Here is a 19,238-nt window from a genome sequence, read left to right as displayed (position 1 = left end):
CCAGAAGGTCTTGTGCAGACACTCCAGCGAATCGGGTATGTGACAATCTGTGGTTTTTTTGAACTTTCGGTTCAATGCGTCTTCACCACCACAATCTGCGCTGCAGATTGCTTGGGTGTTATATGGTCAAGCCTCACGGGCAATTAGTATTGGTTAGCTCAACGCCTCACAGCGCTTACACACCCAACCTATCAACGTCGTAGTCTTCGACGGCCCTTCAGGGAGCTCAAGGCTCCAGTGAGATCTCATCTTGAGGCAAGTTTCCCGCTTAGATGCTTTCAGCGGTTATCTCTTCCGAACATAGCTACCCGGCAATGCCACTGGCGTGACAACCGGAACACCAGAGGTTCGTCCACTCCGGTCCTCTCGTACTAGGAGCAGCCCCTCTCAAATCTCAAACGTCCACGGCAGATAGGGACCGAACTGTCTCACGACGTTCTAAACCCAGCTCGCGTACCACTTTAAATGGCGAACAGCCATACCCTTGGGACCGGCTTCAGCCCCAGGATGTGATGAGCCGACATCGAGGTGCCAAACACCGCCGTCGATATGAACTCTTGGGCGGTATCAGCCTGTTATCCCCGGAGTACCTTTTATCCGTTGAGCGATGGCCCTTCCATACAGAACCACCGGATCACTAAGACCTACTTTCGTACCTGCTCGACGTGTCTGTCTCGCAGTCAAGCGCGCTTTTGCCTTTATACTCTACGACCGATTTCCGACCGGTCTGAGCGCACCTTCGTACTCCTCCGTTACTCTTTAGGAGGAGACCGCCCCAGTCAAACTACCCACCATACACTGTCCTCGATCCGGATAACGGACCTGAGTTAGAACCTCAAAGTTGCCAGGGTGGTATTTCAAGGATGGCTCCACGCGAACTGGCGTCCACGCTTCAAAGCCTCCCACCTATCCTACACAAGCAAATTCAAAGTCCAGTGCAAAGCTATAGTAAAGGTTCACGGGGTCTTTCCGTCTAGCCGCGGATACACTGCATCTTCACAGCGATTTCAATTTCACTGAGTCTCGGGTGGAGACAGCGCCGCCATCGTTACGCCATTCGTGCAGGTCGGAACTTACCCGACAAGGAATTTCGCTACCTTAGGACCGTTATAGTTACGGCCGCCGTTTACCGGGGCTTCGATCAAGAGCTTCGCGTTAGCTAACCCCATCAATTAACCTTCCGGCACCGGGCAGGCGTCACACCCTATACGTCCACTTTCGTGTTTGCAGAGTGCTGTGTTTTTAATAAACAGTCGCAGCGGCCTGGTATCTTCGACCGGCATGAGCTTACGGAGCAAGTCCTTCACCCTCACCGGCGCACCTTCTCCCGAAGTTACGGTGCCATTTTGCCTAGTTCCTTCACCCGAGTTCTCTCAAGCGCCTTGGTATTCTCTACCCAACCACCTGTGTCGGTTTGGGGTACGGTTCCTAGTTATCTGAAGCTTAGAAGCTTTTCTTGGAAGCATGGCATCAACCACTTCGTCGCCTAATGGCAACTCGTCATCAGCTCTCGGCCTTAAGATCCCGGATTTACCTAAGATCTCAGCCTACCACCTTAAACTTGGACAACCAACGCCAAGCTGGCCTAGCCTTCTCCGTCCCTCCATCGCAATAACTAGAAGTACAGGAATATTAACCTGTTTTCCATCGACTACGCTTTTCAGCCTCGCCTTAGGGACCGACTAACCCTGCGTCGATTAACGTTGCGCAGGAAACCTTGGTCTTTCGGCGTGGGAGTTTTTCACTCCCATTGTCGTTACTCATGTCAGCATTCGCACTTCTGATACCTCCAGCAAGCTTCTCAACTCACCTTCACAGGCTTACAGAACGCTCCTCTACCGCATCACCTAAGTGATACCCGTAGCTTCGGTGCATGGTTTGAGCCCCGTTACATCTTCCGCGCAGGCCGACTCGACTAGTGAGCTATTACGCTTTCTTTAAAGGGTGGCTGCTTCTAAGCCAACCTCCTAGCTGTCTAAGCCTTCCCACATCGTTTCCCACTTAACCATGACTTTGGGACCTTAGCTGACGGTCTGGGTTGTTTCCCTTTTCACGACGGACGTTAGCACCCGCCGTGTGTCTCCCATGCTCGGCACTTGTAGGTATTCGGAGTTTGCATCGGTTTGGTAAGTCGGGATGACCCCCTAGCCGAAACAGTGCTCTACCCCCTACAGTGATACATGAGGCGCTACCTAAATAGCTTTCGAGGAGAACCAGCTATCTCCGAGCTTGATTAGCCTTTCACTCCGATCCACAGGTCATCCGCTAACTTTTCAACGGTAGTCGGTTCGGTCCTCCAGTCAGTGTTACCTAACCTTCAACCTGCCCATGGATAGATCGCCCGGTTTCGGGTCTATACCCAGCGACTAAGCGCCCTATTAAGACTCGCTTTCGCTACGCCTCCCCTATTCGGTTAAGCTCGCCACTGAATATAAGTCGCTGACCCATTATACAAAAGGTACGCAGTCACCTAACAAAGTAGGCTCCCACTGCTTGTACGCATACGGTTTCAGGTTCTATTTCACTCCCCTCTCCGGGGTTCTTTTCGCCTTTCCCTCACGGTACTGGTTCACTATCGGTCAGTCAGTAGTATTTAGCCTTGGAGGATGGTCCCCCCATATTCAGACAAAGTTTCTCGTGCTCCGTCCTACTCGATTTCATGACTAAGAGATTTTCGCGTACAGGGCTATCACCCACTATGGCCGCACTTTCCAGAGCGTTCCGCTAATCTCAAAGCCACTTAAGGGCTAGTCCCCGTTCGCTCGCCACTACTAAGGGAATCTCGGTTGATTTCTTTTCCTCAGGGTACTTAGATGTTTCAGTTCCCCTGGTTCGCCTCTTGCACCTATGTATTCAGTACAAGATACTCAGCTTATGCTGAGTGGGTTCCCCCATTCAGAGATCTCCGGATCAAAGTCTGTTTGCCGACTCCCCGAAGCTTATCGCAGGCTACCACGTCTTTCATCGCCTCTGACTGCCAAGGCATCCACCGTATGCGCTTCTTCACTTGACCATATAACCCCAAGCAATCTGGTTATACTGTGAAGACGACATTCGCCGAAAATTCATGAAAACTCACAAATTTTACCTTAGCCTGAACAATCACCAGTGAAAGTGTTGTCCAGTCTATCTTTCTATCACATACCCAAATTTTTAAAGAACGATTCTGAAAAAGTTCAGAAATCAATATTCGACGCGAATATTCATTTCTAAGCTTTGACACGGTAGCAAGGGGTGGTGGAGCCAAGCGGGATCGAACCGCTGACCTCCTGCGTGCAAGGCAGGCGCTCTCCCAGCTGAGCTATGGCCCCAACAAGAAACTGGTGGGTCTGGGCAGATTCGAACTGCCGACCTCACCCTTATCAGGGGTGCGCTCTAACCAACTGAGCTACAGACCCAGTTAAGAGCTGTTACCGATATCGTCTTCTTCAATGAATCAAGCAATTCGTGTGGGAGCTTATAAGACAGCTGATGTCTGTCGATTAAGGAGGTGATCCAGCCGCAGGTTCCCCTACGGCTACCTTGTTACGACTTCACCCCAGTCATGAATCACACCGTGGTAACCGTCCTCCCGAAGGTTAGACTAGCTACTTCTGGTGCAACCCACTCCCATGGTGTGACGGGCGGTGTGTACAAGGCCCGGGAACGTATTCACCGCGACATTCTGATTCGCGATTACTAGCGATTCCGACTTCACGCAGTCGAGTTGCAGACTGCGATCCGGACTACGATCGGTTTTGTGAGATTAGCTCCACCTCGCGGCTTGGCAACCCTCTGTACCGACCATTGTAGCACGTGTGTAGCCCAGGCCGTAAGGGCCATGATGACTTGACGTCATCCCCACCTTCCTCCGGTTTGTCACCGGCAGTCTCCTTAGAGTGCCCACCATAACGTGCTGGTAACTAAGGACAAGGGTTGCGCTCGTTACGGGACTTAACCCAACATCTCACGACACGAGCTGACGACAGCCATGCAGCACCTGTGTCAGAGTTCCCGAAGGCACCAATCCATCTCTGGAAAGTTCTCTGCATGTCAAGGCCTGGTAAGGTTCTTCGCGTTGCTTCGAATTAAACCACATGCTCCACCGCTTGTGCGGGCCCCCGTCAATTCATTTGAGTTTTAACCTTGCGGCCGTACTCCCCAGGCGGTCAACTTAATGCGTTAGCTGCGCCACTAAAATCTCAAGGATTCCAACGGCTAGTTGACATCGTTTACGGCGTGGACTACCAGGGTATCTAATCCTGTTTGCTCCCCACGCTTTCGCACCTCAGTGTCAGTATGAGCCCAGGTGGTCGCCTTCGCCACTGGTGTTCCTTCCTATATCTACGCATTTCACCGCTACACAGGAAATTCCACCACCCTCTGCCCTACTCTAGCTCGCCAGTTTTGGATGCAGTTCCCAGGTTGAGCCCGGGGATTTCACATCCAACTTAACGAACCACCTACGCGCGCTTTACGCCCAGTAATTCCGATTAACGCTTGCACCCTCTGTATTACCGCGGCTGCTGGCACAGAGTTAGCCGGTGCTTATTCTGTCGGTAACGTCAAAACACTAACGTATTAGGTTAATGCCCTTCCTCCCAACTTAAAGTGCTTTACAATCCGAAGACCTTCTTCACACACGCGGCATGGCTGGATCAGGCTTTCGCCCATTGTCCAATATTCCCCACTGCTGCCTCCCGTAGGAGTCTGGACCGTGTCTCAGTTCCAGTGTGACTGATCATCCTCTCAGACCAGTTACGGATCGTCGCCTTGGTGAGCCATTACCTCACCAACTAGCTAATCCGACCTAGGCTCATCTGATAGCGCAAGGCCCGAAGGTCCCCTGCTTTCTCCCGTAGGACGTATGCGGTATTAGCGTTCCTTTCGAAACGTTGTCCCCCACTACCAGGCAGATTCCTAGGTATTACTCACCCGTCCGCCGCTGAATCAAGGAGCAAGCTCCCGTCATCCGCTCGACTTGCATGTGTTAGGCCTGCCGCCAGCGTTCAATCTGAGCCATGATCAAACTCTTCAGTTCAATACTGCTTGGGTTTTGAGAAAACCCTAAACTTGGCTCAGCAATCTCAAATGACTTATTCGAAGTCTTTCGACTTCTCGTGTAGTCACTTGTGATGCTGATAATCTTTTTGACTATCAGTCTGAGCTCACAAGCACCCACACGAATTGCTTGATTCGATTGTTAAAGAGCGTTGGCTGAAGTCTTTCGCTTCAACCGAGGCGCGCATTCTACGCTTTCCTCAGAGTGTGTCAAGCGTTTATTTTGAAGTTTTTAGCAAAAAGCCTTTCAACTTCAACCGCTTAACTCGCTGCGATCTCTCGTCAGCGGGAGGCGAATTCTACAGCGTTTCAATTCGCTGTCAACCACCTTTTTCACCGCTGCCGATCTTTCGATCGAAGCCCCTCCAGCACCACCTGAAACCGCTAACTCTTTGAAACTCAAGGAGTTTTCGGTTCCGACTACGCCGGAAGTGGGGCGAATTATAGAGAGATAAAACGGCGCGTCAAGGACTTATTTCAACTTTGTTTCAAAAGCAGCGTTCTAGCTATAAGAAGCAAGCTCCATCTGCAAAAAGGAGGGGGCGCTACGCGCCCCCTCTTACAACTTACAGCTTGCCGCTATCGCCCTTCACAGACTCGGGAAAGCGAACTGCGAGGCTTCATGGCTGGCACGTTGCGGCCAGCGCTGGGTGATTGCCTTGCGACGGGTGTAGAAACGCACGCCATCCGGGCCATAGGCATGCAGGTCACCGAACAGCGAACGCTTCCAACCACCGAAGCTGTGGTATGCAACCGGTACTGGCAGCGGCACGTTGACGCCAACCATGCCCACTTCGATCTCGTCACAGAACAGGCGCGCGGCTTCACCATCACGGGTGAAGATGCAGGTGCCGTTGCCGTATTCATGATCGTTGATCAGTTGCATGGCCTCTTCCAGGCTGTTGACCCGAACAACGCACAGTACCGGCCCGAAGATCTCTTCTTTATAGATGCGCATTTCCGGCGTCACGCGGTCGAACAGGGTGCCACCGACAAAGTAGCCATCCTCGTTACCGGCAACGCGGTAGCCACGCCCGTCCACCACCAGTTTCGCACCGGCAGCAACGCCGTCATCGATATAACCCACTACCTTGTCACGGGCAGCAGCGGTAACCAGTGGGCCCATGTCCAGGCCGCACGAGGTGCCGGCACCGATTTTCAGCGCCTTGATCTGAGGTTCGATCTTGGCAATCATCGCATCGGCCACCTGGTCACCCACGCATACGGCAACCGAAATAGCCATGCAACGCTCGCCGCACGAACCATAGGCCGCGCCCATCAATGCGCTCACAGCGTTGTCCAGGTCGGCATCCGGCATCAGCACCGCATGGTTCTTGGCGCCGCCCAGAGCCTGGACGCGCTTGCCGCGCTTGGTACCTTCGGCATAGATGTACTCGGCAATCGGGGTCGAGCCCACGAAGCTCAACGCTTTCACCTCTGGCGCCTCGATCAGCGCGTCCACGGCTTCCTTGTCACCGTGCACCACGTTCAGCACGCCCTTGGGCAGGCCGGCTTCATGCAGCAGTTGGGCGATCAACAGGGTAGAGCTCGGGTCACGCTCCGATGGCTTGAGGATGAAGCAGTTACCGCAGGCAATGGCCAGTGGGTACATCCACAGCGGCACCATGGCCGGGAAGTTGAACGGGGTGATACCGGCAACCACGCCCAACGGCTGGAAGTCGGACCACGCATCGATGTTCGGGCCGACGTTACGGCTGTACTCGCCCTTGAGCACTTCTGGAGCGGCGCAGGCGAATTCGACGTTCTCGATACCGCGCTTGAGTTCACCGGCAGCGTCTTCGAGGGTCTTGCCGTGCTCTTCGCTGATCAGCTGGGAGATACGCGCCTCGTTCTGCTCCAGAAGTTGCTTGAAGCGGAACATCACCTGGGCACGCTTGGCCGGTGGCGTATTGCGCCAGGCCGGGAAAGCGGCCTTGGCCGAGTCGATGGCCTGTTGCACAGTTTGCTTGCTGGCCAGGGCGACCTTGTGGATAGCCTGCCCGGTGGACGGGTTGAAGACATCGGCGGTGCGCGTATCGGCAGCGATCAGCTCGCCGTTGATCAGGTGTTGAACAGTGCTCATGCAGAACTCCAGTAAGAGGTTGTGCACGGACGCGAAAACCCTCGCGTCCGCTTCTTATATATAGGTAGGAATCAAGCGACCTGGTTGATGGCTTCACCGACCGCGTCGAACAGGCGGTCCAGTTCCTGCGGCTGGCTGTTGAAGGTCGGGCCGAACTGCAGGGTGTCGCCACCAAAGCGCACGTAGAAGCCGGCTTGCCACAGTTTCATGGCGATCTCGTACGGACGCACGATGGCATCGCCGTCACGGGGGGCAATCTGGATGGCACCCGCCAGGCCGTAGTTACGAATGTCGATGATGTGCTTGGCACCCTTGACCCCGTGCAGCACTTTCTCGAAATGCGGCGACAGTTCGGCGGCGGCCTGCACCAGGTTTTCCTTCTCCAGCAGATCCAGTGCGGCGATACCGGCAGCACAGGCAACCGGGTGAGCCGAGTAGGTGTAGCCGTGCGGGAACTCCACCGCGTACTCAGGCGTCGGCTGGTTCATGAAGGTCTGGTAGATCTCGCTGCTGGCAATCACCGCGCCCATCGGGATGGCGCCGTTTGTGACCTGCTTGGCGATGCACATCAGGTCCGGGGTCACGCCGAAAGCGTCAGCACCGAACATCGCGCCCATACGGCCGAAACCGGTGATCACCTCGTCGAAGATCAGCAGGATGTTGTGCTGGTCGCAAATTTCGCGCAGGCGCTTCAGGTAGCCCTTCGGTGGTGGCAGTACACCCGCCGAACCTGCCAGCGGCTCAACGATCAGCGCGGCAATGTTCGAGGCGTCATGCAGCTCGATCAGCTTGAGCATTTCATCGGCCAGGGCGATACCACCCTCTTCCGGCATGCCCTTGGTGAACGCATTGCTGGCCAACAGGGTGTGTGGAATATGGTCGACGTCGAGCAGTTGGCCGAACAGTTTGCGGTTGCCGTTGACGCCACCCAGGCTGGTGCCGGCGATGTTCACACCGTGGTAGCCACGGGCACGGCCGATCAGCTTGGTCTTGGTGGCCTGGCCCTTCAGGCGCCAGTAGGCACGCACCATCTTCACCGCGGTGTCGGCGCACTCGGAACCGGAGTTGGTATAGAAGACGTGATTGAGGTTGCCTGGCGTCAGGTCGGTGATCTTCTCGGCCAGCTGGAACGACAGCGGGTGACCGAACTGGAAGGCTGGCGAATAGTCGAGCACGCCCAGCTGACGCGATACCGCTTCCTGAATCTGCTTGCGGGTGTGGCCGGCGCCGCATGTCCACAGGCCAGACAGCGCGTCATAGATCTTGCGACCTTTATCGTCGGTCAGGTAACTGCCTTCGGCGGCGACAATCAGCCGTGGATCGCGCTGAAAATTGCGGTTGGCGGTATAGGGCATCCAGTGGGCGTCCAGCTTGAGCTGGCTGGCCAGACCGACAGGAGCGTTTTCAGGCAGATTCATCGGACAAGTCCTCGCATGGCTATGGGGCAGCAACCGTTGTTGTTGTGCTTACGTTGTCACGGAGATAAAGTCTGGAAAACTCAACTTTTCTAATCTTCAGATAGGCGATCACTAAACTATGAGCCGTCGTCCCGATCCCCTGGCCCAAGTCAGCGATTTTGACATCCGCCTTCTGAAGATCTACCGCAGCGTGGTGGAGTGTGGCGGCTTCTCGGCGGCGGAAAACGTCCTGGGTATCGGTCGTTCGGCCATCAGCCAGCAGATGAGCGACCTGGAGCAACGCCTGGGCTTGCGCCTTTGCCAGCGCGGGCGGGCCGGGTTCTCGCTGACCGAGGAAGGTCGCGAGGTATACCACTCGGCCTTGCAACTGCTCAGCGCCATCGAGAGCTTTCGCACCGAGGTCAACGGCCTGCACCAACACCTGCGTGGCGAGTTGAACATCGGCTTGACCGACAACCTGGTGACCCTTCCGCACATGCGCATCACCCACGCCCTGGCCCAGCTCAAGGACCGTGGCCCGGATGTGCGCATCCAGATCCGCATGATCGCCCCAAGCCAGGTCGAGCAAGGTGTACTCGACGGTAGCCTGCACGTTGGCGTGGTGCCGCAGACCAGCCCACTGTCGGGCCTGGAATACCAACCCCTGTACAGCGAACGTTCGCTGCTTTACTGCGCGGTCGGCCATCCGTTGTTCTACGCCGACGACCGCCAGTTGGACGACGAACGCCTCAACACCCAGGACGCCATCGCCCCGACCTTCCGCCTGCCGGCCGATGTCCAGGCGCATTATCAGGCCCTGAACTGCACCGCCAGCGCCTCGGACCGCGAAGGCATGGCGTTTTTGATCCTGACCGGCCGCTACATCGGCTACCTGCCCGATCACTACGCCAGCTTCTGGGTGCAACAGGGCCGATTGCGCGCCCTGAAGCCTGCGCAGCGCTTTTACGACCTGAGCCTGTGCTGGGTTACGCGCAAGGGCCGGCGCCCGCACCTGGTGCTGGAGAGTTTTCTGGAGGCCCTGGCGGCTACTCGCTGAGCGCTAATGCTGGTAGGTTAGCCAGTCACAAGTGATACCCCTTGCCTTGTCTGGAACCGTCCATGTCACTCGAAGTCCCTGCGCATCGCCTCAACGCCCCGGGCAAGCCCGCCGGCCGCATCCGTCAGAAGAACGAGCAAGCCATTATCCAGGCCGCCGAGGACGAGTTCGCCCGACACGGCTTCAAGGGCACCAGCATGAACACCATCGCCCTCAAGGCCGGCCTGCCCAAAGCCAACCTGCACTACTACTTCACCAACAAGCTTGGCTTGTACGTGGCAGTGCTGAGCAACATCATCGAGTTGTGGGACAGCACCTTCAACGCCTTGAGCGTCGAGGACGATCCGGCCCAGGCCTTGAGCAGCTACATCCGTACCAAAATGGAGTTCTCGCGGCGCAACCCGCAGGCCTCGCGGATCTTCGCCATGGAGGTGATCAGCGGCGGCCAGTGCCTGAGCGACTACTTCAGCCAGGACTACCGCGACTGGTTCAAGGGCCGTGCCGCAGTGTTCCAGGCCTGGATCGACGCCGGCAAGATGGACCCGGTCGACCCCGTGCACCTGATTTTCCTGCTGTGGGGCAGCACCCAGCACTACGCCGACTTCGCGACCCAGATCTGCCAGGTCACCGGCCGTAGCCGCCTGACCAAGCAGGACATGGAAGATGCCAGCAACAACCTTATCCACATCATCCTCAAGGGCTGCGGCCTGAAACTTCCCGACTGAACCTGCGTTTATGCCTTTTACCCTGCTCGAAACGTGCGAATTTCGCGAAGAAATTCGCAAGAGCCGCTTCATCACCCTGGCGGCGCCGATCAACAGCCCCGCCGAGGCCATGGACTTCATTGAGCGGCACAGCGACCTGGCGGCCACCCACAACTGCTGGGCCTGGAAGATCGGCGCGCAATACCGCAGCAGTGACGACGGCGAGCCGGGCGGTACCGCCGGACGGCCGATCCTGGCCGCCATCGAGGCGCAGGACTGCGATCAGGTCGTGGTGCTGGTGATTCGCTGGTACGGCGGTATTCAGCTGGGTACCGGTGGGCTGGCCCGCGCCTATGGCGGCGGCGCCAACAAGTGCTTGCAGCAGGCAGAAAAGCGCTTGCTGGTCAGCCGCACCGAAGTCAGTTGCAGCTGCAGCTTCAGCGAACTGGCCCTGCTCAAACTGCGAGTCGCCGAAGCCGACGGCCTGGTGCTGGAGGAAGATTTCACCGCCAATGGCGTCGATCTGCGCCTGGCGCTGGGTGAAGAACATATCGAAGCGCTGCAACGCCAGTTGGCCGACCTGAGCCGGGGCCGGATCCTGCTCGAAAGACACTGATCAATTGCCCACATTCACTGTGGGCCCGGCTGTGGATAAGCTCTGGGCATTTGCTTGCACGCCTTTAAATCCGTGGTCTCCAGGCAAACGATCATATTTTGATCAAGATTTGATGACAGCGTCCGAACCGCCTGAAAATCAGTTAGTTATCCCCATTTATAGCCCTTGGAAAGGAGCCTGCCGGCGTTTATATCCACCGCCAGCGCTTGCTCACAATAACTGTGGAGCAAACTGTGGATAAGCCGTGCACCCCTGTGCCAGCGCCCCATCCGGCCACGGCTTGGCTAGACTGGTTATTCTTTGATCAATTGCTGACCCACTGAAAGGAGTTCCCCATGCCCTCGAACAAAACCGCCCTGATCATCGGCGCCTCACGCGGCCTCGGGCTTGGACTGGTGCAACGCTTGCGCGAAGACGGCTGGGATGTCGTTGCGACGGTTCGCGATCCGGCAAAAGCACCGGCGCTGGCGGCGGTGGCCGGGGTCAAGGTGCAGACCCTGGAAATGAACAGCACCGAGCAACTCGATGCCCTGCAACAGCAGCTCGCCGGCCAGACCTTCGACCTGCTGTTCGTCAACGCCGGGGTCAAAGGCCCGGATGATCAAAACCCTGAAAACGCGCAACTGGCCGATGTCGGCGACTTGTTCATGACCAACAGCGTGGCGCCGATTCGCGTGGCCCAGCGCTTCGCCCCCCAGATCAATCCGGCAGGCGGCGTAATCGCCTTCATGAGCTCGGTACTGGGCAGCATCACCATTCCCGACGCCCCGGAAATGGCCCTGTACAAGGCCAGCAAGGCGGCCCTGAACTCGATGATCAACAGCTTCGTCGTGCAACTGGGCGAGACCAGCCTAACCGTCCTGGCGATGCACCCGGGCTGGGTAAAAACCGACATGGGCGGCGACGGCGCCGACATCGATGTAGCCACCAGCACCCGCGGGATGCTCGAACAGGTCAAGGCCCAGGCTGGCAAAGGCGGCCTGGCGTTCATTAATTACAAAGGGGAAACGCTGATCTGGTAGGCCCTCACAGGCCAAGCACCGCCAGCATGATGAAGGTGGCGAACAGGACGAAGTGAGTCATCCCCTCGATGGCGTTGGTTTCGCCATCGTTGAGGTTGATTGCACTGACGATCAGGGTGATGAAAATCATCACGGTCTGGACCGGCGTCATCGCCATCTGGAAGGGCTGGCCAGTGTAGAGCGCCATGGCTTCCATCAACGGAACGGTCAATATCACCGTGGACAGCGAAGCACCCAGGGCGATATTGACCACCGACTGCATGCGATTGGCCAACGCCGCGCGCAGGGCAGTGAGAATTTCCGGCGCGGCGGAAATCGCGGCCACCACAATCGCCATCAGCACGGGCGGAGCACCGCTGCCCTCCAGCCCATATCCCAACGGGTGCGACATGGTTTCGGCCAACACCCCGATAATCACCACCCCGGCCACCAGGATGAAGATCGAGCGGACCTTGTTCACCGGCACCTGCGAGGGATTGCGGCGTTTCTTTTGTGGATAGCTGTAGCTGAAAAAGTAACTGTGCGGGCCAACCTGCATGCGCAGGAACAAGGCATACAACAGCAACATCGCGGCAATCGTGAAGGCTGAATACAGCTTCCAATCGGCGCGCGGAATGAACTCCGGTACCACCATCGACACGCCCATGGCGGTCATGATCATCACGCTGTAGGTACGCGCCGAATCATCGTTGTATGGCTGCTCTCCATGCTTGAGCCCGCCCATCAACGCCGCCAGCCCGAGGATCCCGTTGATATCGAGCATCACTGCCGAATAGATAGTGTCGCGCACCAGGGTGGGTGACGGCTGGTTGCTCATCATGATGGCCAGCACCAGCACCTCGACCATCACCGCAGACAGGGTCAGAATCATCGTGCCGTAAGGGTCGCCGACCTTCTCGGCCAGTTGCTCGGCATGCTGGGCCACCCGCATCGACGCGCAGATGATCGCCACCACCAGCACCAGGCCCGACAGCAGCGCCACGGCATGGCCGTGGCCCAGCAACTGTGCCTGCAGCGGCCAGGCTGCAACGGCCAGCAGCAACGCAAGCAACAGGGGTTTTTCCTGGTTGATCAGGGCAAGCATCGGCAGGCCGCTTCCATTGGCTAGAGGCAAGGAGACTGTAGTCACTGTAGAAGGTTTAGGCGGTGGTCCGTCTGGTCAGCTTTGTGCGCCAGTGCCGGGCAACCCTGTAGAATGGCGCCAACCGCACCTGATGAGACACAGACGTTATGTATGACTGGCTGAACGCGCTGCCCAAGGCAGAATTGCACCTGCACCTGGAAGGATCGCTGGAGCCCGAGTTGCTGTTCGCCCTGGCCGAGCGCAACAAGATCGCCCTACCCTGGAACGATGTCGAAGCCCTGCGCGCAGCCTATGCGTTCAACAACCTGCAGGAGTTTCTCGACCTCTATTACCAGGGTGCCGATGTACTGCGCACCGAGCAGGACTTCTACGACCTGACCTGGGCCTACCTGCAACGCTGCAAGGCTCAGAACGTGATTCACACCGAACCGTTCTTCGACCCGCAGACCCACACCGACCGCGGCATCCCGTTCGAGGTGGTACTCAATGGCATCAGCCGCGCCCTCAAGGATGGCCAGCAGCGGCTGGGCATCAGCAGCGGCTTGATCCTGAGCTTCCTGCGTCACCTGAGCGAAGACGAAGCGCACAAGACCCTCGATCAGGCCCTGCCGTTTCGCGACGCCTTCATTGCCGTCGGCCTGGACAGCTCGGAGATGGGGCACCCGCCGAGCAAGTTCCAGCGCGTGTTCGACCGCGCCCGCAGCGAAGGCTTCCTGACCGTTGCCCACGCAGGTGAGGAAGGCCCGCCCGAGTACATCTGGGAAGCCATCGACCTGCTCAAGATCCAGCGCATCGACCATGGCGTACGCGCCATCGAAGACGAACGCCTGATGCAACGCATCATCGATGAGCAAATCCCGCTGACGGTGTGCCCGCTGTCCAATACCAAGCTGTGCGTGTTCGACCACATGAGCCAGCACAACATCCTCGACATGCTCGAACGCGGCGTGAAGGTGACGGTGAATTCCGATGACCCGGCTTATTTTGGCGGCTACGTCACCGAAAACTTCCATGCCCTGCATACCCACCTGGGGATGACCCAGGACCAGGCCAAACGCCTGGCCCAGAACAGCCTCGATGCGCGACTGATCAAACCCTGAACCCGCTCCTGCAGGTTTCAGCCGGCGGTCTTGAGGGCCGTCGGTTCGGCTATCCGGTTGATCTGGTGCAAGCCGATCGCTGTGATATGCAGCCTGCGCGAGGTCTCGCTCTCGCGTATCCAGCTTGATTGCATGAACAGCTTCAGCAGGCTGCTGCCCAATGCGCCTCCAAGATGCGGGCGGTGATCGCTCCACTCGCTGCAACAACGGCAACTACTGAAACTTCGGCGCTGATGCTGCGCCAGCGCCTCGATGAAGATGCCGTAACCGGCAAACTGTGCCCGCCCCTCCAGCGTGACCTCGATCTGATGTTCAAGCCCTTCCAGCCATCCGGCATCGAACAACCGTTGATACAGGTCTGCCGCAAGCTCCCCGCCTAGATGATCGCCGCACAATCGTGCCCTGCGCATGGACAGCGGTATACCCGTCACGCCCTGCTCCAGGCTTGCCTCGCGCGAGATCACCTGCACACTGGCCAGGGCCTCCACTGCAGCGCCGACTTCCGGGCCGGCCAGCCTGAAATAGCGCTTTCGCCCCCGGGGTTCGAGCTTGAGCAGACCACTGGCCGACAAGCGGGCCAGGTGAGCGCACGCCGAAGAAGGGGTCAATCCGGCCAGGTGGGCCAACTCATCGGAAGGCCGTGCCATGCCGTCGATCAAGGCCCAGAGCATTGCACTGCGTTTAGGGTCGGCGAGCAGGCTGGCGATCTGGCTGATACTTGTTACAGGTTTCATATCTCAACTCCCTGAGAGATCACGACTGCTATCGAATGAATAACCATGCCAGCAGCACTTATCTGCGAGGTACCCGATGCCAGAAAAGCAGGAAGTTGAAGTTACAGACGCCGGTTGCGCGCGCAGCAATCAATCGGTTGGCCTACAAGCAGCCTGTATTGCGCCTCAGACAGCATTCGAGTGAGAAGCGTTACTTACCGACCCTTGGCATGGAAGTGTCTCTCGCTGGAAATGACTGCTGCAGCGATTATAAGCCGCTTTACGCGCGCGATTATCGAGCCTAGGGGCGCTGGTGGGGTCAAACAAAGCCTGTTCTTGCAAACCTTGGACAGGCCGATCTACGAAGCCACAAATTGTTCAGTTTGAAAAAACTGTGTCGAGCCGCGCCGGGTATATCTGTTCTTCGCATACTCAATAAACGGCAACAAAAAATGAGCGATAAAACCTACATCAAACTTAACTACAAGCCACACACTAAATAGCAAGTTCCGAACTCTCAATCATGCTGCCGCCCGCGTTGCTCGAGCAGCGCCTGGCAACGCAGCCGAAGCATATTGAGCAGCAGCTGGACCGGTTTGCCCAATTGCGCACGATGCGTGCACATCAGGTTGAAGGGCGCCGGCTCACCCGGCAGGTGCCCCAGCAGCAATTTCAACCGCCCTTCCTGGATATCCGTCGCCACATCCAGCCATGACTTGTAGGCGATGCCCTGGCCGGCCAGGGCCCAACGGCGAACCACGTCTGCATCGTCGCAGAAGCGATCGCCGCGAACCGTCAGGCCCACTTCATTCGGCCCCTGACCAAAACGCCAATGGTCGTGTACCCGGGAGCCCAGTTGGTACATCAGGCAGTTGTGCTGCGCCAGCTGCGCCACTTCCCTCGGCTCGCCATGCCGCGCCACGTAGGCCGGGGATGCGCAGAGCACGCGGCGGTTGTCGGGACATACCGGCAGCGCCACCAGGCTCGAATCCTCCGGCGCGCCATAGCGCAGGGCAACATCGGCGGCCTGGCGAAACAGGTCGGCATTGCGATCCCCCAACAGCAGGCGAACCGATAGCTTCGGGTGCTCGCGCTGCAACTCGTCGAGCCAGGGCAACAACACATTGCGACCAAAATCCGACGGTGCAGACAACTGCAGTACCCCGCTCACCTGGTCCTGCCCCTGGGCCAGCAGGCGCTGCCCCTCCTCCAGGCTGGCCAGCGCGGTGCGGGCATGGCCGAGAAAGCCTTCGCCCTCGGCCGTCAGGCGCAGGTTGCGCGTGGAGCGCGCCAGCAGGCGCGCGCCCAATTGTGCCTCCAGCCGCTTGAGCGCCGCGCTGGCCACCGCAGGCGACAGGTCGAGCAAGCGTGCCGCAGCCGACAAGCTGCCCAGCTCCGCCGCACGGACAAACAACAGCAAGTCATCGAGTCGCACCGCCCGGGCCCCATTAACAAAAAATTATTGAAAGTATCTGTGGTTTTATCGGCTTTTAACCAGAAGTGAAAGCACCAATCATGGCGTCCATCCAATCCCCCTGAGGACGACAGTCATGAAAGCCATTGCCTACTACCACTCCCTGCCCATCACCGACCCCGCCTCTCTGCAAGACATCGAACTGCCCGCCCCCGAGCCAGGTCCGCGGGACCTGCTGGTAGAAGTACGCGCCATCTCGGTGAACCCAGTGGACACCAAGGTTCGCCAGAACGTACAGCCCGACGCGGGTGCAGCCAAGGTGCTGGGGTGGGATGTGGCCGGTGTGGTCAAGGCGGTGGGCAGTGAAGTCACCCTGTTCCAGCCAGGCGACAAGGTCTACTACGCCGGTTCCATCGCCCGGGCCGGGGGCAACAGCGAACTGCACGTCGTCGACGAGCGCATCGTCGGCCATATGCCCAGGACCCTGAGTTTTGCCGAAGCTGCCGCCCTGCCGCTGACCGCGATCACCGCCTGGGAGTTGCTGTTCGAGCGCCTGCAGGTTGCGCAAGGCCAGGACGACCTGGGCCAACGCTTGTTGATCGTCGGCGCCGCAGGAGGGGTGGGCTCGATCCTCACCCAGTTGGCCAGCCAACTGACCGGCCTGACCGTGATCGGCTCCGCCTCCCGCGAGCAGACCCAGGCGTGGGTTCGCCAATTGGGCGCCGATTGTGTGGTCGACCACAGCCAGCCCCTGGCCGAGGCCCTCAAGGCGCAAGGTATCGAGCAGGTCACTCACGTGGCCAGCCTGACCCAGACCGACCAGCACCTGGCTCAACTGGTCGAAGCCCTGGCGCCCCAGGGTAAATTGGCCCTGATCGACGACCCCAAGCAACTGGACGTCGGCCTGCTCAAGCGCAAGAGCCTGTCGCTGCACTGGGAGTTCATGTACACCCGTTCGCTGTTCGAAACCGCCGACATGATCGAACAGCACAAGCTGCTCAACCGGGTCGCCGAGCTGATCGACGCCGGTACCCTCAAGACCACCCTGGGCGAGCATTTCGGCACCATCAACGCGGCCAACCTGCGCCGCGCCCACGCCCTGCTGGAAAGCGGTGCGGCCAAGGGCAAGATCGTGCTCGAAGGCTTCTAGAACAGAACGCCCACCCCGGAGCCGGGGTGGGCGTGACCGTCAGTCCGACAACTGACGCAGGTCATTCCCCTGCAAGCAGGCAGCGCTACAATTCTTCAGCCAACGCCAACCGCAGGTATGCAGCGATGATTATTCAAGTCAGTGCATCAGCCCAGAAACCAGGCTGCCCGTGGCAGGTTCGACTCGACCAGCATGTGGTGAGTTTTCGCAGCGAGGCCGAAGCCCGCGCCTTCGTCAGCACCCTGCAAGCCCGCCTGCAGGCACCGCACCCACTCAAACAGGCCGGCTGAGCTGCAAGCGACGCGTGGCCATGGCCACTGCGCACGCTGCCAGGCCACACAGGCTGATGACCAGCGCCATCGGCACTGCGCTGCCATCGTGCAGCACCCCCACCAAGGCCGCCGCCCCGGCGGCAACGCTGAACTGTATGCAACCGAGCAACGCCGAGGCGCTCCCGGCGCGTGCGCCTTGCCCGCTCATCGCACAGGCCGAGGCATTGGGAATGATGCAACCCAGGCTCGCCACACAAACGAACAGCGGAATCAGCAACGGCCAGAGCGCCGCCGGATGCAGCGCCGTGACCGCCAGTAGCGACAGCCCCGCCCCCAGGTAGACCCACACCGTGCGTGCCAGCAGGAACGCCGGCCCGCGCTTGGCCAGCAGCCGCGCATTGACCTGCGCCACCAGGATGAAGCCCGCAGCGTTGCTGCCGAACAGCCAGCCGTAGTGCTCGGCGGGCACGCCATAGAGCTTGATGAAGACAAACGGTGAGCCGGCGATGTAGGCAAACATCCCGGCAATGGCGATGCCCCCGGTCAGGGCATGCCCGAGGAAGATCCGGTCCTTGAGCAGGCGTCCATACTGGCGCAGCGCACCCGAAAGCGGCTGGCGCGGCTGATTGGCCGGCAGGCTCTCCGGCAGGCCCATGGCGACCGCCAGGGTGCACAGCGCACTGAACACAGTCAGGGCGAGGAAGATCGACTGCCAGCCGTACAGATTGACCATCACCCCGCCGAGCATCGGCGCCAGGATCGGTGCCAGACCCATCACCAGCATCAACTGGGAAAACACCTTGGCCGATGCCACCGCATCGCATTTGTCGCTGACAATCGCCCGCGACAACACCATCCCCGCGCAGCCGCCAAGGGCCTGGACAAAGCGCGCGACGATCAGTGCATCAAGGTTGGGGGCAAAGGCGCAGGCCACGGACGCCAACGTAAACAGCGTCACACCGACCAGCAGCGGAATCCTGCGACCGAAACGGTCGGCCACCGGACCATACGCCAACTGGCCGATCGACAGGCCCAGAAAATAGGCTGCCAGGGTGGTCTGGATGTGTTTTTCGTCGGTACCGAACGCCAGCGCCATGGCCGGGAAGCCTGGCAAGTAGAAGTCGATCGCCAGGGGCCCGAACGCACTGAGGGCGCCCAGAATCAGGATGGTTCGCAGGTTCATCGGAAATCCATAGCAGGCTAAGCAAGTCTGCTAGTCTAACCGTCCTTCCGGGGTTGCGCTGCGAAGAGTTGGGCCCGCGCATGAATCTTGATCTCGGCGCGGGCCATCGGGGTCAGACCGCTTCGGCCTGATAGCCCTCTTCGCGGATCAGTTCAAGAATCTGCGGGGCTTGCAGCGAGCTCTGTACCTTGACCTGCTTCTGGGCCAGATCGACTTCGACAATGGCTGCTTCATCCTGGGCCTGAACAGCACGGGTCACGGCCTTGACGCAATGGCCGCAGGTCATTCCTTGAACGTTGAACACTTGCATGGTGATTGCCTCCTGTGGATTTGAGCGCAGTTTCAAGCTTGCCATCGGGACAAGGTCAAGACTTTCGTCACGCTGCCGGGCTGGAAATCATTC

Annotated in this window: 14 protein-coding genes, 2 tRNA genes and 2 rRNA genes; 7 read left to right on the top strand and 11 right to left on the bottom strand. The window is 58.7% G+C overall.

Annotated elements, in window-relative coordinates; translation table 11 throughout:
• Positions 1-122 precede the first annotated feature (122 nt).
• The 6 genes from NPS58_RS22805 to NPS58_RS22780 all read right to left on the bottom strand — a co-directional run bounded on the left by NPS58_RS22805 (position 123) and on the right by NPS58_RS22780 (position 8,541).
• A 23S ribosomal RNA gene (locus NPS58_RS22805) occupies positions 123-3,013 on the bottom strand.
• A gap of 222 nt (positions 3,014-3,235) precedes the next feature.
• A tRNA-Ala gene (locus NPS58_RS22800) sits at positions 3,236-3,311 on the bottom strand.
• 10 nt (positions 3,312-3,321) lie between these two features.
• Positions 3,322-3,398, bottom strand: a tRNA-Ile gene (locus NPS58_RS22795).
• Between the two features lie 85 nt (positions 3,399-3,483).
• Positions 3,484-5,020 (bottom strand): 16S ribosomal RNA (locus NPS58_RS22790).
• The 16S and 23S rRNA genes sit together here with 2 tRNA genes alongside, the layout of an rRNA operon.
• A gap of 609 nt (positions 5,021-5,629) precedes the next feature.
• On the bottom strand, positions 5,630-7,123 hold the full coding sequence (locus NPS58_RS22785; protein WP_274117516.1) for a CoA-acylating methylmalonate-semialdehyde dehydrogenase: 1,494 nt from the start codon (positions 7,121-7,123) through the stop codon (positions 5,630-5,632).
• Positions 7,124-7,194: 71 nt separating this feature from the next.
• A complete protein-coding gene (locus NPS58_RS22780; RefSeq protein WP_274117515.1) occupies positions 7,195-8,541 on the bottom strand; it encodes an aspartate aminotransferase family protein in 1,347 nt (448 codons plus the stop codon).
• 118 nt (positions 8,542-8,659) lie between these two features.
• Here NPS58_RS22780 and NPS58_RS22775 point away from each other — a divergent pair, with 118 nt between their 5' ends.
• The 4 genes from NPS58_RS22775 to NPS58_RS22760 all read left to right on the top strand — a co-directional run bounded on the left by NPS58_RS22775 (position 8,660) and on the right by NPS58_RS22760 (position 11,919).
• Positions 8,660-9,577: a LysR family transcriptional regulator gene (locus tag NPS58_RS22775; protein ID WP_105642374.1), complete on the top strand. Its 918-nt coding sequence runs from the start codon at positions 8,660-8,662 to the stop codon at positions 9,575-9,577.
• 62 nt (positions 9,578-9,639) lie between these two features.
• On the top strand, positions 9,640-10,302 hold the full coding sequence (locus NPS58_RS22770; protein ID WP_274117514.1) for a TetR/AcrR family transcriptional regulator: 663 nt from the start codon (positions 9,640-9,642) through the stop codon (positions 10,300-10,302).
• A 10-nt stretch (positions 10,303-10,312) separates the two neighbouring features.
• Entirely contained in the window at positions 10,313-10,897 is a 585-nt protein-coding gene (locus tag NPS58_RS22765; RefSeq protein WP_274117513.1) for an IMPACT family protein, read from the top strand.
• Positions 10,898-11,232: 335 nt separating this feature from the next.
• The gene (locus NPS58_RS22760; RefSeq protein WP_274117512.1) at positions 11,233-11,919 is read left to right on the top strand and encodes an SDR family oxidoreductase; all 687 of its coding nucleotides are present in this window, start codon (positions 11,233-11,235) and stop codon (positions 11,917-11,919) included.
• A 4-nt stretch (positions 11,920-11,923) separates the two neighbouring features.
• Here NPS58_RS22760 and NPS58_RS22755 read toward each other — a convergent pair whose 3' ends face one another.
• Complete coding sequence (locus tag NPS58_RS22755; protein ID WP_274117511.1) at positions 11,924-13,003, bottom strand: calcium:proton antiporter; 1,080 nt, start codon at positions 13,001-13,003, stop codon at positions 11,924-11,926.
• 146 nt (positions 13,004-13,149) lie between these two features.
• Here NPS58_RS22755 and NPS58_RS22750 point away from each other — a divergent pair, with 146 nt between their 5' ends.
• Entirely contained in the window at positions 13,150-14,103 is a 954-nt protein-coding gene (locus NPS58_RS22750; protein WP_274117510.1) for an adenosine deaminase, read from the top strand.
• 17 nt (positions 14,104-14,120) lie between these two features.
• Here NPS58_RS22750 and NPS58_RS22745 read toward each other — a convergent pair whose 3' ends face one another.
• The gene (locus NPS58_RS22745; RefSeq protein WP_274117509.1) at positions 14,121-14,837 is read right to left on the bottom strand and encodes an ArsR/SmtB family transcription factor; all 717 of its coding nucleotides are present in this window, start codon (positions 14,835-14,837) and stop codon (positions 14,121-14,123) included.
• Between the two features lie 496 nt (positions 14,838-15,333).
• Positions 15,334-16,251, bottom strand: coding sequence for a LysR family transcriptional regulator (locus NPS58_RS22740; protein ID WP_274117508.1), 918 nt, complete (start codon positions 16,249-16,251; stop codon positions 15,334-15,336).
• Positions 16,252-16,366: 115 nt separating this feature from the next.
• On the opposite strand from NPS58_RS22740, the gene NPS58_RS22735 reads away from it, so the two are divergent.
• Together NPS58_RS22735 and NPS58_RS22730 are read left to right on the top strand one after the other, a co-directional pair.
• A complete protein-coding gene (locus tag NPS58_RS22735) occupies positions 16,367-17,380 on the top strand; it encodes a zinc-binding alcohol dehydrogenase family protein (protein WP_274117507.1) in 1,014 nt (337 codons plus the stop codon).
• Between the two features lie 125 nt (positions 17,381-17,505).
• A complete protein-coding gene (locus NPS58_RS22730; protein WP_274117506.1) occupies positions 17,506-17,670 on the top strand; it encodes a hypothetical protein in 165 nt (54 codons plus the stop codon).
• On the opposite strand, the gene NPS58_RS22725 is transcribed toward NPS58_RS22730, so the two are convergent.
• Together NPS58_RS22725 and NPS58_RS22720 are read right to left on the bottom strand one after the other, a co-directional pair.
• On the bottom strand, positions 17,654-18,835 hold the full coding sequence (locus NPS58_RS22725; RefSeq protein ID WP_274117505.1) for a multidrug effflux MFS transporter: 1,182 nt from the start codon (positions 18,833-18,835) through the stop codon (positions 17,654-17,656). The two genes, NPS58_RS22730 and NPS58_RS22725, sit on opposite strands and share 17 nt — an antisense overlap.
• Positions 18,836-18,947: 112 nt before the next feature.
• Positions 18,948-19,145: a heavy-metal-associated domain-containing protein gene (locus NPS58_RS22720; protein WP_274117504.1), complete on the bottom strand. Its 198-nt coding sequence runs from the start codon at positions 19,143-19,145 to the stop codon at positions 18,948-18,950.
• Positions 19,146-19,238 lie beyond the last annotated feature (93 nt).

This window comes from Pseudomonas putida (assembly GCF_028682455.1).
Classification (GTDB): domain Bacteria; phylum Pseudomonadota; class Gammaproteobacteria; order Pseudomonadales; family Pseudomonadaceae; genus Aquipseudomonas; species Aquipseudomonas putida_AA.
This window is presented reverse-complemented; position numbering and strand designations above follow the sequence as displayed.